At 57.6% G+C, this 14,117-nt stretch carries 13 protein-coding genes and 2 tRNA genes; 5 read left to right on the forward strand and 10 right to left on the reverse strand.

What is annotated here, in order from left to right; all coding sequences use genetic code 11:
- Window positions 1-32 precede the first annotated feature (32 nt).
- From ACR0CE_RS07575 to ACR0CE_RS07600, 6 genes are all read right to left on the reverse strand, one after another.
- Window positions 33-107 (reverse strand) — tRNA-Glu (locus ACR0CE_RS07575).
- A 26-nt stretch (window positions 108-133) separates the two neighbouring features.
- A tRNA-Glu gene (locus ACR0CE_RS07580) sits at window positions 134-208 on the reverse strand.
- 98 nt (window positions 209-306) lie between these two features.
- Complete coding sequence (gene recJ, locus ACR0CE_RS07585; protein ID WP_480831711.1) at window positions 307-2,049, reverse strand: single-stranded-DNA-specific exonuclease RecJ; 1,743 nt, start codon at window positions 2,047-2,049, stop codon at window positions 307-309.
- 93 nt (window positions 2,050-2,142) lie between these two features.
- A complete protein-coding gene (gene glpX, locus ACR0CE_RS07590; protein WP_267366140.1) occupies window positions 2,143-3,126 on the reverse strand; it encodes a class II fructose-bisphosphatase in 984 nt (327 codons plus the stop codon).
- A 69-nt stretch (window positions 3,127-3,195) separates the two neighbouring features.
- Window positions 3,196-4,482, reverse strand: a complete 1,287-nt coding sequence (locus ACR0CE_RS07595; protein ID WP_267366139.1) for a homoserine dehydrogenase — start codon at window positions 4,480-4,482, stop codon at window positions 3,196-3,198.
- Between the two features lie 126 nt (window positions 4,483-4,608).
- Window positions 4,609-4,911, reverse strand: a complete 303-nt coding sequence (locus ACR0CE_RS07600; protein WP_480528486.1) for a hypothetical protein — start codon at window positions 4,909-4,911, stop codon at window positions 4,609-4,611.
- 48 nt (window positions 4,912-4,959) lie between these two features.
- Here ACR0CE_RS07600 and ACR0CE_RS07605 point away from each other — a divergent pair, with 48 nt between their 5' ends.
- On the forward strand, window positions 4,960-5,547 hold the full coding sequence (locus ACR0CE_RS07605; protein ID WP_267366137.1) for a TetR/AcrR family transcriptional regulator: 588 nt from the start codon (window positions 4,960-4,962) through the stop codon (window positions 5,545-5,547).
- Between the two features lie 21 nt (window positions 5,548-5,568).
- Here the strand turns inward: ACR0CE_RS07605 and ACR0CE_RS07610 are convergent, their stop codons facing one another.
- Window positions 5,569-6,480: a pirin family protein gene (locus ACR0CE_RS07610; protein ID WP_480831714.1), complete on the reverse strand. Its 912-nt coding sequence runs from the start codon at window positions 6,478-6,480 to the stop codon at window positions 5,569-5,571.
- A gap of 157 nt (window positions 6,481-6,637) precedes the next feature.
- Between ACR0CE_RS07610 and ACR0CE_RS07615 the strand changes: the two genes are divergently transcribed.
- The gene (locus ACR0CE_RS07615) at window positions 6,638-7,117 is read left to right on the forward strand and encodes a hypothetical protein (RefSeq protein ID WP_480831716.1); all 480 of its coding nucleotides are present in this window, start codon (window positions 6,638-6,640) and stop codon (window positions 7,115-7,117) included.
- On the opposite strand, the gene ACR0CE_RS07620 is transcribed toward ACR0CE_RS07615, so the two are convergent.
- Genes ACR0CE_RS07620 through ACR0CE_RS07630 form a run of 3 tightly spaced genes read right to left on the reverse strand, consistent with a single transcriptional unit; the run spans window position 7,079 to window position 9,844 of the window.
- Window positions 7,079-7,675 (reverse strand): TadE/TadG family type IV pilus assembly protein, encoded by a 597-nt coding sequence (locus ACR0CE_RS07620; protein WP_480481591.1) that lies wholly within the window; start codon window positions 7,673-7,675, stop codon window positions 7,079-7,081. The two genes, ACR0CE_RS07615 and ACR0CE_RS07620, sit on opposite strands and share 39 nt — an antisense overlap.
- A gap of 4 nt (window positions 7,676-7,679) precedes the next feature.
- On the reverse strand, window positions 7,680-8,210 hold the full coding sequence (locus tag ACR0CE_RS07625) for a TadE/TadG family type IV pilus assembly protein (protein WP_480481589.1): 531 nt from the start codon (window positions 8,208-8,210) through the stop codon (window positions 7,680-7,682).
- Window positions 8,207-9,844, reverse strand: coding sequence for a pilus assembly protein TadG-related protein (locus ACR0CE_RS07630; protein ID WP_480481587.1), 1,638 nt, complete (start codon window positions 9,842-9,844; stop codon window positions 8,207-8,209). The genes ACR0CE_RS07625 and ACR0CE_RS07630 overlap by 4 nt, the downstream gene beginning before the upstream one ends.
- A gap of 335 nt (window positions 9,845-10,179) precedes the next feature.
- On the opposite strand from ACR0CE_RS07630, the gene ACR0CE_RS07635 reads away from it, so the two are divergent.
- From ACR0CE_RS07635 to dnaG, 3 genes are all read left to right on the forward strand, one after another.
- Window positions 10,180-11,610, forward strand: a complete 1,431-nt coding sequence (locus tag ACR0CE_RS07635; RefSeq protein WP_480481585.1) for a Glu/Leu/Phe/Val family dehydrogenase — start codon at window positions 10,180-10,182, stop codon at window positions 11,608-11,610.
- A 119-nt stretch (window positions 11,611-11,729) separates the two neighbouring features.
- The gene (locus ACR0CE_RS07640; protein ID WP_480493488.1) at window positions 11,730-12,026 is read left to right on the forward strand and encodes a hypothetical protein; all 297 of its coding nucleotides are present in this window, start codon (window positions 11,730-11,732) and stop codon (window positions 12,024-12,026) included.
- 80 nt (window positions 12,027-12,106) lie between these two features.
- A complete protein-coding gene (gene dnaG / locus ACR0CE_RS07645) occupies window positions 12,107-14,056 on the forward strand; it encodes a DNA primase (RefSeq protein WP_480505687.1) in 1,950 nt (649 codons plus the stop codon).
- Window positions 14,057-14,117 lie beyond the last annotated feature (61 nt).

Here is a 14,117-nt window from a genome sequence, read left to right on the forward strand (position 1 = left end):
GCTGCTTTGGGATGGAAGAAGCTAAGGAAGAGTGGCAGCCCGTAGGGGAATCGAACCCCTCTTTCCAGGTTGAAAACCTGGCGTCCTAACCGATAGACGAACGGGCCACTTGGTATAAGGTCACAAGCGCAAATGGCAGCCCGTAGGGGAATCGAACCCCTCTTTCCAGGTTGAAAACCTGGCGTCCTAACCGATAGACGAACGGGCCACGCTGGCTTGTGGAGGGCCTTTTACGGTTTCGCCGTGACCCCCGCAAGCGTAAAAACGCAGGGACGGGAAAGTTTTTTAGCACACCAAAGCCGCGTGTTAACGGGCTTCTGCCGCGTCCTCCAGCCTGAGCTGCACAGATTGGCGCCCGCCCCAGGTGTTGACCTCAAGCCGACCCGCAAAATGAAAGCGCGCACCGCCGTGATTTGACAGTTTTTCGCCCATCGGCCCGTCAAAAGCACCAAAGGCAATCGCATCCAGCCCGCCGCCCATTCCATCGGTCAGCGACAGTTTCAGATGCGATTCACCGACCCGCTTGGCAAAGCGAACCTGCAGGTCAGGCAACGCATAGCGCGGGGCCGGGGCACCGGCGCCAAACGGTCCGGCCTGTTCGATCTGCTCGATCAGTTCCACGGTTGCCGCGCCGGGCATCAACGCGCCATCCAATTTCAGATCCGCAGGCCCACCCTGGCCCGCCCCTTGTCTGGCCAGCAACTCGCTCAGGCGTTCCATTGCGGGTTCCAACTGATTGCGCATGACGGTCAAACCTGCGGCCATCTTGTGACCGCCTCCTTTGACCAGCAACCCTTCGGCCGCCAGACGCTGGATCGAAGCCCCAAGATCGACGCCGGAAACCGAGCGGCCCGAACCTTTGCCCTCATCCCCGTCAAAGCCAATCACAATCGCCGGTCGATCGGCTGTCTCCTTCAGCCGAGAGGCCACGATACCAACGACACCGGGGTGCCAGCCTTCGCCTGCTGCCCAGACCAAAGGGGCGTCCAAGCCACGCGCCTCGGCTTGCTCCAGCGCGGCGGCACGTACCGTGTTTTCAATGTCACGGCGCTCAGTGTTCAAGGCATCCAGACGTTCGGACAACGCCTGCGCCTCTTGCTGGGAATCGGTGCTCAGCAAGCGCGCGCCCAGATCGGCCTGACCGATCCGTCCACCGGCATTCACGCGGGGCCCAAGCAGAAACCCGAGGTGATAACAGTTCGGCGCGGTATCCATGCGCGAGATATCGGACAGCGCGACAAGGCCGGGGCGCTGCCGCTGTGCCATCACTTTCAGCCCCTGTCGCACCAGGGCGCGGTTGGCCTCGATCAGTGGTGCCACATCGGCAACGGTCGCCAGGGCCACCAGATCCAGAAGGGCCATCAGGTCCGGTCCCCTTGCGCCCGCGTCACGCAGCTGCCGACCGGCCTCGACCAGCATCAGGAACACAACGCCCGCCGCGCAAAGATAACCAAGATCGCCGCTTTCATCCTGTCGGTTTGGGTTCACCACCGCGACGCAATCGGGCAGCGTCTCGCCCCCCAGATGGTGGTCCAGAACGATCACATCCGCCCCCGTAGCCGCCGCAATCGGATCATGGCTGAGCGTGCCGCAATCAACGCAGATGATCAGATCATGCGTAGCCGCAAGCTCCTGCATCGCGGGAACGTTGGGGCCATACCCTTCGTCGATCCGGTCCGGCACATAAAGCGTCGCCTGCACGCCCATCTGCCGCAGCCAGACCAGCAGCAACGCGGCAGAGCTGCCGCCATCGACATCGTAATCCGCAAACACCGCAATTTTTTGACGATTGCGGACGGCTTCCAGAAAGCGCGTGGCGGCAACTTCCATATCCTTGATGGCCCGCGGATCAGGCAGCAATTCCTTCAGCTTTGGGTCAAGAAAGCCGGGCGCCTCCGATACCGGCACGCCGCGCCGGGCCAGAACCTGGCAAACGGCACGGGGCAGGTCGGTTTGTTGCGCCATCATCTCGGCCGCCCGCTCAATCTCCGGGCTGGGTCCAACCCAAAGCCGTCCCGTCAGTGATTGCTCGACTCCAAGAAAACTCATTGCTCGCCTCTCATGCGCCAAGGCCGGACCCTTGCGGACCCGGCCTCTTCACCTTTTCAGAAATACTCTCGCCGAAGGCAACGGCGCAAGCCGTTACGTGTTGTCATGCGGCCATGTCGGCGTGCGGTAGGACATGCGGCGCACCGACCCGGTCTTGGACCGCATCAGCAGCGTCGTGGTTTCCACCCAGCCGGGCTCGCGCTTGATCCGGGGCAACAAAGAGCCACCGGTCACACCGGTGGCGGCAAAGATCACATCCGCCGTCACCATCTCATCGCGTGCATAAACACGGTCCAGATCGGTGATGCCTGCCTTTGCGGCCCGGCCACGTTCGTCATCGTTACGGAACAACAAGCGACCAAAGATCTGCCCACCCATACATTTCAGCGCAGCGGCGGCCAGCACACCCTCGGGCGCGCCACCCTGACCCATATACATGTCGATGCCGGTTACTTCGCTTTCAGCGCAATGCATGACACCCGCCACGTCACCATCAGTGATCAGACGGATCGCGGCACCGGTTTCGCGCACTTCGGCAATCATCGCTTCGTGGCGCGGGCGTTCCAGAATGCAGACGGTGATGTCAGCGGCTTTACATCCCTTGGCCTTGGCCAGCGCTTCGACACGCTCGCGTGGCGACATGTCCAGGTTGACGACACCTTCAGGCAGCCCCGGGCCAACCGCCAGTTTGTCCATATACACATCCGGCGCGTGCAGCATCGAGCCGCGCGGGCCCATGGCGATGACGGTCAGTGCGTTCGGCATGTCCTTGGCAGTCAGCGTGGTGCCTTCCAGCGGATCCAGTGCAATATCCACACCGGGGCCATTGCCGGTGCCAACCTCTTCGCCGATATACAGCATCGGCGCCTCATCGCGCTCGCCTTCACCGATGACAACGACACCTGCGATATCCAGCAGGTTCAGCTGTTCGCGCATTGCGTTCACAGCGGCCTGATCCGCGGCTTTCTCATCGCCCCGGCCTACCAGCGAAGCCGAGGCCAGTGCAGCCTGTTCCGCCACCCTGGCCAGCCCCAGAGACAGCAGGCGGTCATTGAAATCGGTCTTGGCAGCACTCATGTTTCTGTATCCTCTGGTCAGTATAGCCGTGTCTTCCGGCATAGCTTGCGTTTCATGCAGGCCGCAAGGTCAAACCGCTTCAATCCGCAATGCAACTGGGTCGCCTGCAACCACATCGGTTTCGCGGAAACCCTCCAATGCGACGTCCAGCGCCGTTCGGGTGGTCTTATGGGTGACGATCAGCACAGGCGCTGTGCTTTCGGCATGTGCATATTGGCGCATCCGGTCGATTGACACCCCGGCATTGCCCAGAATGGCCGCAACCTTGGCCAATGCACCAGGTTTATCCAGCAGGCCCAGCCGCAGATAATACGGCGCAGGTCGACCGGTGACGGCGGGAACTGCGGTTTCAAGCGTGGTGGCTGGGCGGCCAAAGGTCGGGATCTGCAATCCACGCGCCAGATCGCAGACATCGCCCATCACAGCGCTGGCTGTCGGACCTTCGCCTGCGCCGGGGCCGCGCAGAACAACCTGCTCAACCGCGTCGCCTTCGATCACGACCATATTGGTGCCGCCTTCCAGCTGGCCCAGTGGCGAGTCGCTGGGTACCAGGCAAGGCTGCATGCGTTGCTCCAGCCCGCGCGCGGTGCGCTGCGCCACGCCAAGCAATTTAATGCGAAAGCCCATGTCTTCGGCCTGATCAATGTCGTCCAGGCTGATCTGCTGAATACCCTCAATCTCGATCCCGTCGAAATTCGGCTTGGTCCCAAACGCAATCGAGGATAGCAGAGCCAGCTTGTGCGCAGCGTCGATACCTCCGACATCCAGATTGGGGTCGGCCTCAAGGTATCCCAATTCGGCGCATTCATCGAAAAGGGCATTGTAGCCCTGACGCTGCGATTGCATCCGGGTCAGGATGTAGTTGCACGTTCCGTTCATGACACCCATCACGCGGGTGATCTCGTTCCCCGCCAGACCTTCGGTCAGGGATTTGATTACCGGGATACCACCAGCGACAGCGGCCTCAAACCGGATCACACGACCGGCGGCCTCGGCCTTTTCAGCCAGTTCCTGCCCGTGGATGGCCAGCAACGCCTTGTTGGCGGTGACCACATCCTTGCCACTGGCCAACGCTGCTTCGACCGAGGCTTTGGCAGGACCGTTCTCGCCACCCATCAATTCGACGTAAACGTCTATGTCGTCGCGTTTTGCCAGTGCAACCGGATCGGTTTCCCAGGCATAATCCGACAGATTCACGCCACGGTCCTTGTTCGGGTCGCGCGCGGATACAGCCACGATTTCAATCGAACGGCCTGTGCGGGCCTGCAACAATTCTGCATGGCGGCGGACGATCTTGACGACACCCACGCCGACCGTTCCCAAGCCCGCAATTCCCAGCCGCAGTGCCTGTGTCATGTCGTGGGTCCTCTTCCGCTCGAATTCTTCTGGTGTCGGATGCTTGTCCAATCAGCGCTGCCTTAGCGGGTTCAGGCCAAGGGTGCAATCCGTCACCGGGGGATAGTGGGGGTGATTTATGACGCGTCAGTTGGTTTGCGCGTTTTGTAGCGCCTGCGCCTTTTGGGCCAAGGCATTGCTGCGTTGGGTCAGATCGTCTTCGACTGCTGCTGCCTGATGGATCGGGTCCACCGGTGGCCCTAAGGTTTCCTGCAACGGAATAAGGCGCGGGTAGGGGGCGGATCTGACTGCAGCCGGTTCGCTGCCTTCCAACTCGGGAATGTCCGCACAGGCGGCGCAAAATAGAATAAGGGGCAAAACAGGCAGCAGTTTCATGTCGCAGGCTTTTCGGTCTTTGTTGCCCCATCGTGATGCACGTTTTGACGACATCGTTCAAGCGGGGTTCTATATGAACATCTGTTCATATACTGTAGACCCATGGCACGCACTCAAGGCTCACATTCCGACATAACCGGCCCGCGAATCCGCAAGGCCGCGCTGCACCTGTTTGCCCGCTATGGGTATGCCGCTGTCTCGATGCGGCAGATCGCAAAAGAGGTCGGCGTACAGGCAGGCGCGCTTTATAACTATACGCCCGACAAACAGAGCCTTTTGCACCGGTTGATGCGCGAACACATGCAGGACCTGCTTGAGGCGCTTGATGCAATGGGCCGTTGCGACGATGCTGAAGACGCCTTGCGCCAGTTTATCGGCTTTCACATCCGCTTCCATTTGCAACGCCCCGACGAAGTTTTCATCGCCTATATGGAGTTGCGCAATCTTTCGCCCGAAAACTTTGCTGAAATCGAAGACTTGCGGCGCCAATACGAAAACGTGCTGGAAAGCATCCTTGACTCAGGGCAGCAGGCCGGACAATTCGCAATTTCGGACACGAAGATTGCAACGCTGGCCGTGATTGCCATGCTGAACGGCGTGATGACCTGGTACCGTTCGGGTGGTCGCCTGTCACTGGACGAAGTCGAAGAGATCTATTGGAACATGGTGCACAAGGCCGTGACGGCCTGACAAGGTCAAACCGTCACGCTGTTAGTGCGCGGGGCGAATGAACGTGCCATTGCGCAGCTCGCGAAATGCCTGTTCCAGTTCTGCCCGCGTGTTCATCACGATGGGGCCATGCCAGGCGACGGGTTCATTGATCGGAGCCCCAGAGATCAGCAAAAACCGCACGCCTTGGGGGCCAGCCTGAACGGTGATTTCATCGCCCGTGCCAAAACGGACAAGCGTGCGATCCCCTGACATGTCGCGGATATTGACCTCTTGCCCGGCGATTTCCTTTTCCAGCAGCACACCTGTCGGCTGCGAGGCATCGGCAAAGGCGGCCTGACCCTGAAACACATAGGCGAAGGCACGGCGGTACGTATCGATCCGGAGGGTTTTCTTCACACCTGCCGGGACATAGATATCCAGATACTGCGGGTCAGCAGCTATCCCGTCTACGGGTCCGGTCTTACCCCAGAACTCACCTACGATCACCCGCACTGTGGTGCCATCGTCATCGGTGATTTCGGGGATGTCCTTGCTTTGAACGTCCTGATAGCGCGGGGCGGTCATCTTCTGATCCGAGGGCAGGTTGCCCCACAACTGGAAGCCGTGCATCTGGCCCGAGATGTTGCCGCTTGGCATTTCCTGATGCAGGATACCGGATCCTGCGGTCATCCATTGCACATCGCCGGCGCCAAGCGTGCCGGTGTTACCCAGCGAATCCGAATGCTCGACCGTGCCGGTCAGAACGTAAGTGATCGTTTCAATTCCCCGGTGCGGGTGCCAGGGAAACCCGGCCTGGTAATCCTGCAGGCGTTCATTTCTGAAATCATCGAACAGCAGAAAAGGATCCAGTTCGGACGGATCCTGAAACCCGAATGCACGGTGAAGTTTGACACCAGCCCCTTCCATTGTGGGGATGGCTTTGCGTGCTTCCAACGTCGGTCTAAGGGACATGTTCACCTCCGTTTCATCCGGGCAGCATGTAATCTCTGCGCCACGGCAGTCAATTTGCATGAAATAACCGGACCTGTGCGAAATTGTTTTGCGGCCAAGCCTCTGTTGTTTCCGGCGCAAAATGGCTAGATCGAAGCGGATCAGACAGGAGACTTCCATGCAGGACGACGTGTTGGCAACGATTCAGGCCTCATCCCCCAGACGATGGACCGGGGTAGGGATGCTGACAACGGTTGGAATGCTGGTTACCTATGTCGCGCTGGCATCGCCACCCGAACCGGTTTGGCAGGTGTTTCTGTTTGTCGTTGGCGGTGCATCGCTTTGGCTGGCGCTTCGTGTCTGGCGCGCCACAGAAGACTGGATCGAACTGACGCGGACCGAGTTGCGAACGGGGTCGGGTCAGATCATCGCAGAAGTGGCCGATATTGAAACGGTAGATCGGGGTGTGTTCGCGTTCAAACCGTCAAACGGCTTTCTGATCCATACGCGAAACAAAGCAGCGAACCGCTGGGCTCCGGGATTGTGGTGGCGGGTTGGTCACCGGGTTGGCGTGGGCGGCATGACATCTGCCGCCGAAGCCAAGTTCATGTCCGAAATTCTATCCGCTATTTGTGCAGACGAACGGGGTCTGGGTTAAGTTACAAGCAACTTCGTTTGTAAAGCGGGGACGGGTAAAGATGAAGTTCTCAAAGGTGATACCTGTCGCAAAATCCCAGCCCGGTCGGAACGTGGGGATGTATTCATTGGACGTTTCAACCAGAATAACGGTGTCCTGATTGGGCATTGGCGGCAGGCGGTCTTCGATTTCATCGATCCTGTTGTCATCCCATTCCTGATCAAAGCCGCGTACGGTCGACCAGCGCACATAATGGCGTTTATCGTCCTCATCGTAAACGATAAGAGAAACCCGCATTTTCACGTCTGACCGGTTATTGATCATCTTGCCCGCCAAATCGTGCAACGAGTCGATATACACATCGGTCACGGCCTGCGTTTCACGCGAAATCAGGTCGCTGATCGTATAAGCTGCCTTCAGATTGGATGCGCTTTGACGAAACCCCTCGAATGCTGTGAACGTGAACGTGATCGTCCATAACATCAGCGGAAAAATCATGAGGGCTTCTACGGTCAGAATGCCACTTTCGTCTTTCTTGAAGACTTTGAAGCGCTTCTTCAGGTTTCGGAATACAGACATGATCTTACAGTGGCTCCTGTACGAATGCCGTCGTTGCGGTCACCGCGTAGTGACCGGTAGCGTCCGGGACAAGCTTGGCAATGGCTGAGGTCTCAAGAACCGGATCTATGCGCAAACAGGCCCGCAAGATCATCAACTCGTTGGATTGGCCGCTTTTGAAATCCAGAACCGGTTTGGGATCTTCGGAACTGTCCGTGCAGGGGATGCTGTCTGAAAGCACGATACCAGCGAACGCGTCCTGCTTGACCATTTGCAGTCGCAAATTCCCTGTACAATCCTTGATTCCGGACACTTCGCAAATCCGATTTCTGATTACGTCGTGATCCCAGTTCGTACCGGTGCCCAGCCGAATATCCCTTACGATCAGGTCTACCCCACGCTCCAAAGCAGCATGCCGCATTGTGATGATGGACAGTTCGGCTCCTGCCACGAGAAGCGCCAGGAAGAAGGGTACGAGCATGATGAACTCGATTGTCGCATTGCCTGCCTCGGATTGTCGAAACAGGCGGAGCATCGACAGCTTTCTGCTGATCATTGGGTTAGCCTCAGCTTGCGGATCGACGATGCGATGGATTCAAAGGCTTTCTCAAGGTTCAGGCCACTTACGTCATAGACGTGGCTGTCAGAGCTGGCACAGTCTTTGAGGGTCCTGTACCCGCTTCTGGGCGCCTCGAACGCGATACCGTAAACGATGATGCCCTGATCCTTGGCCGCATCACAAATGTGCTTGGTGCGCTGGTTCTTGGCCGACGTTTCAACTTTCGCGTAGGCCTTGGAATACCATTCCGCCCAACCGCTGGACTGCCAGTAATAGTTGTACCGTGCGTTCCATGCCAAAGATACTCGGTTAAACAGTTCGGGATATGACAACCGAACGGCTGTTCCAGGTTCTTCGTTCAGCTGCGTCTCAGGTTCCGGGTTTCCGTAGGGATGATCCGCCCAAACGTCTTGCTGAGGCCAGAAAAAATTCGGACGACCCTGAGAATGGTACACGGTGTATTCATCAGCTTCCGGGTTGTACCAAACGTCTGACATACCTTCGCGCAGCGATGGGTTAAGCATGTATTGATCGGTGTTCTGACCATCGGTCATAACAATGGCGATCTTCAGAACGTCGGTGCCATAGTCCGAGGGACGGACCGAGAATTTTGATGGCACAATTGTTGTACCTGCATAGGATGGATCCTGTTCCAGCGACAGGTCGCGAACAATTCCGCGCATGCTCGGGTCCAGCAGGGCAGTTCCCCACTTCATCCCAATATCGATCGACGTGTTCCCACCGGGGGTGAGGGACGCAATCTGAGCAAGCAGTTTGTTCATATTGTCGGTGACAGGGGTGATTGCACTTCCTGCGCGGACCGGACAAACGGGCAGGTCGATTGACCCTTCAGAATAGGTGAAAGGATCGAAATGGGCGGTGCGCTCCAACGTGTCATCGCGTTCCAGATCAGAATCGCTGTACTGTTCCGGAATGAAGTTTACGCAGTGCGAATAGCTGTGTTCCTGCGTGACATTTGTGAACTTGTCCAGGATTGGCGCACCCGCGTTGACCTGCGTTGCATAAGGAACAATCGAGATTGAAATCTGTGTTTCATCAGGTTTGTCCAGCATGAGCCTTACAAATTCCGACGCAGCTTCTCTCAACACTGCGATTTTTGTCTTCGATGGTGTGGCAGACGAGCGCGACATAGAGCCGGAAATGTCGAGAACCAACGAGATTTCTACAGCGCCAATGGATTCTTCAGCCGCACTGCTGGCAACAAGGCCCAGTTCAGTGACTTTGCCGAACCTCAGATAGCGGGTCGGAACAACCGCTTCGGCTGTAGCACTTACTTTTTTAGAGCCGAACCCTTCAACAACCGTCGTAATGGCGTTCAGATTGCCCAGCCCGGCCTTGTCCATGTAAGAATCGACAACCGCCTTGGCAGGAAGATCCTGGTCAAGGTCAGCGGCAGCAAGCACAGCGCGGTCCAGGGTGGATTGCAGGCTGGCGCGGTCACGCTCATACTTCATGACATCCATGGCCATGCCGGTAATTGCCAGCATCAGGACCACCATGAACAATACGAAGATAGTGAAGACGCCATCTTCGTTCCGAGCGAACTGCTCTAACTTGAACGTTTTGCGCTTCGGTTTCGAGCCGTCGTTACAAAGCAAGGAATTAAGCATTCTGGTTACTCCGCTTCACACGTCGAATTCGTGCGTCAAAGAAAAAGAGATTTGGGACAAAGTTAATTTTCAAACGTGGCGTGAATTGGGCGAAAAAGGCTTGGTTTTGGCCTTTTTACGCGCCGAAGGGGTATAATTCGGACCGTTTCAGGTGATCTGTCGATGAAATGAAAACAATTCGTTAAGGAGTTGGCCGATCTGAGCGACTCACCCTAGGGCAACTAAGCATGCGTTCATAAAATGATTAAAAAAAGTGCATTGTTTGATTGCAGCATGCCGCCAGTGGTGCGACAAAACGTCGTGACGTATCGTCATGTACCGCTACGGAGGATTTTATGACCGGCATCAAAGAACCCAGCTTTCGTGAAAGTGTTGACCTGATGTTCAACAGGGCAGCCGCCCTTATGGAGCTGCCGCCGGGGTTGGAGCAAAAGATCCGTGTCTGCAACGCAACCTACACAGTTCGATTTGGCGTGCGGCTGCGTGGTGAAATCCATACCTTCACTGGTTACAGGTCTGTCCACTCGGAGCATATGGAACCGGTCAAGGGCGGTATTCGATATGCCACTGCGGTTAACCAGGACGAAGTCGAAGCTCTGGCTGCGCTGATGACGTATAAGTGCGCACTTGTCGAAACACCGTTTGGTGGCTCCAAGGGTGGGCTTTGCATTGATCCACGAGAATACGAAGAACATGAACTGGAACAAATCACGCGGCGCTTTGCCTATGAGCTTGCAAAGCGAGACTTGATCAACCCATCGCAAAACGTGCCTGCGCCCGATATGGGCACTGGGGAGCGTGAAATGGCTTGGATGGCTGACCAATACGCGCGGATGAACACAACGGACATCAATGCGCGCGCCTGTGTGACAGGAAAGCCGCTGAATGCCGGTGGTATCGCGGGGCGGGTCGAAGCGACTGGGCGCGGTGTTCAATACGCGTTGCGCGAGTTTTTCCGCCACCCTGAAGACATCCAGAAAGCAGGCTTGTCAGGTAAACTGGATGGTAAGCGCATTATCGTGCAGGGGCTTGGTAATGTAGGTTATCACGCTGCAAAGTTCCTCAGCGAGGAAGATGGCGCGCGCATCACCGGAATCATCGAATGGGACGGTGCGCTATTTAATCCCGACGGGATTGACGTCGAAGCCGTGCGTCAGTGGATTGTCAAACACGGTGGCGTAAAGGACTATCCCGATGCGACCCATTCCGCTGAAGGCGCGGCAGTGCTGGAGGCTGAATGCGACATTTTGATCCCGGCGGCTTTGGAAGGTGTCATCAACCTGTCGAACGCCGATCGGATCAAGGCACCGCTGATTATCGAAGCTGCCAATGGTCCGGTAACCGCTGGCGCGGATGAAGTCCTGCGTAAGAAGGGCACAGTGATCATCCCCGACATGTATGCCAACGCAGGCGGTGTGACAGTATCCTATTTCGAATGGGTCAAGAACCTTAGCCATATCCGCTTTGGCCGGATGCAGCGTCGTCAGGAAGAGTCGCGTCACGAACTGATCGTCAGCGAGCTGGAAAGGCTGGACCGGTACCTGGGGGATGCGTGGTCGATGTCGCCGGACTTCAAGGCCAAGTACCTCAAAGGCGCGGATGAGCTTGAGTTGGTGCGCTCGGGTCTCGATGACACAATGCGTATTGCTTATCAGTCGATGCGTGAGGTTTGGCACAGCCGTGATGATGTCGAGGACCTGCGTACGGCGGCTTATATCGTGGCGATTGACCGCGTTGCGAAAAGCTACCGCGCCAAGGGGCTGTGAATTAGGTGGGCGGGGTGATCATTTCATCCCGCCAGTACGCGCTGCGGCTTGAATGTCCATGACAGCCCGTTAGGTTGACGGGCAATCTACTTCAAAGAAACGAATCTCCGGAGAATTCCATGTTGCGTATCGCTTTTGTCGCGGCTCTGTTGGCCACCCCTTTGGCCGCTCAGGAAACCAAGGAACAAAGCTGCAAGTACCAAGCTGATGTGGTGGCAGCGATCCAAAAGGCGCGGCTGGACCGCGTAAAAGAACGCGATGTGGCGCAAGCCGTGGCGGATAGCGGCCCGACATGGCCCGAAAACTACAATGCTGCAATCCCGCTGATCACGCCTTGGGTTTATGAGCAAAAGATGCGGGACGTGCGCAAGAAAGACCTGGGCGCGGCGTGGCTTGAACTGTGCCTGCAACAATAATCCACAACCCGGCAATTTCCCTGTGGACAACCGCGCGCCATCCCCTTGGCGCGCGTTCCTGTTTCTGTCAGGTTTGACTCATGTCATTGCCCCCCGGATTTCTGGACGAATTGCGCACGCGGCTCAGCCTGTCTCAGGTTGTCGGGCGCAAGGTTATGTGGGATCAACGCAAGTCCAATCAGGGCAAAGGGGACATGTGGGCGCCTTGCCCGTTTCATCACGAAAAGACGGCCTCATTCCATGTCGATGATCAGAAGGGGTTTTATTACTGTTTTGGCTGTCATGCCAAAGGGGACGCGATCAGTTTTGTGAAAGAGACCGAGAATGTCTCGTTCATCGAAGCTGTCGAGATTCTGGCCCGCGAAGCCGGGATGCCGATGCCTGCGCGCGACCCGAAGGCGCAGGAAAAACAGGACCACCGCACACAGCTGGCTGATGTGATGGAACAGGCTGTGCAGTTCTTTCGCCTGCAACTCAAAACCGGGGCAGGAGCCGCCGCACGAGACTACCTCGCGCGCCGCGGGTTGAACGCGCAAGCGCTGGATCGGTGGGAGATTGGATTTGCTCCGGACGATTGGCAGGCGCTGTGGGACCATCTTCGCGGCAAGAACGTGGCCGAGGATCTGATCCTTGGGGCCGGGCTGGCCAAGCCTTCAAACAAAGGCAAAAAGCCCTACGACACCTTCCGCAACCGCATCATGTACCCGATCCGCGACCCGCGCGGACGTTGCATCGCGTTTGGCGGGCGGGCGATGGACCCCAATGACAACGCGAAATACCTGAACTCACCCGAGACCGAGCTGTTCGACAAAGGGCGCAGCCTTTACAATCAAGGCCCGGCACGACAGGCGGCAGGTAAGGGTCAGCCGCTGATCGTGGCCGAAGGCTATATGGACGTGATCGCGCTGGCCGAAGCAGGTTTTGGCGCGTCGGTTGCCCCTTTGGGAACGGCCATCACCGAACATCAATTGCAACTGCTGTGGCGGATCTCGGACGAGCCGATCATTGCGCTGGACGGCGACACGGCAGGTCTGCGCGCTGCGATGCGGGCGGTTGATCTGGCTTTGCCGCTTCTCGAAGCTGGAAAGTCGCTGCGGTTTGCCCTGATGCCAGAAGGCAGAGACCCCGACGACCTGCTGCGCGCCGAAGGGGCAGGCGCTGTGAAGGCCGTGCTGGATGGTGCCATTCCGATGGTCAAGTTGCTTTGGCGGCGCGAGACCGACGGCAAGGTGTTCGACAGTCCTGAACGTAAGGCGGCTTTGGACAAGTCCCTGCGCGAGAAAATCAAGCTGATCCGCGACCCATCAATACGGGCGCATTATGGGCAAGAGATCAAGGACCTGCGCTGGCAATTGTTCCGCCCGCAACGGCAGCAGCAATCCCGGCAATGGCAACCGCGCGGCAAATGGGTGCCGCCAAAACAGCCTGCCACGCCCGGCGCGCGGTCCTCGTTTCTGGCCTCGTCCGAGAATGCCGAGATTCAACTGCGCGAAGCGGCCATTCTGGCGATTGCCGCGCTTAACCCCCGAGTCGTCGTGCAGTTCGAACACCAACTGGAAGAGATGGAATGCCGCGACCCCGATCACGCCGCATTGCGAACTGCAATCCTGCGCCACGCGATCGATGACCCGGACAATCTGAAGGACCATATTGCCGAAACTTTAGGGCCAGAGGCCCTTGAAAACCTGCTGACCCTTCGCCATGTCGCCGTAATCCCCTGTGTGTTCAAACCAGGCGACGTTGAGAAGGCCGAGATGACACTGGCCGAAGAACTCGCGAAAATCAAAGCGCTCCGGGGGTTGGATGCTGAGATTGCCGAAGCCGCCGAGGAGATGTCCGATCTGGCCGATGAGGCACTGACATATCGGCTGGCGCAAGCGGCAGAAGAACGCAACCGGACAAGCCGAAGCCAGAATGAAGACAGGGCCATATTCGACATCGCCGACAACGGGGCGCGAATCAACCGCGACGAGAAAGACGCGTTCGAGGCGATTATGTCCGGCATCAAATTCGAGCGGAAACGCCGGTAAAATGGTGTTTTCGTAAGGCACTGGAAAAGAAAAACGGGTAAACGGGTGGCCGAATCACTTC

The sequence above is a fragment of the Ruegeria sp. L11 genome, from assembly GCF_056531755.1.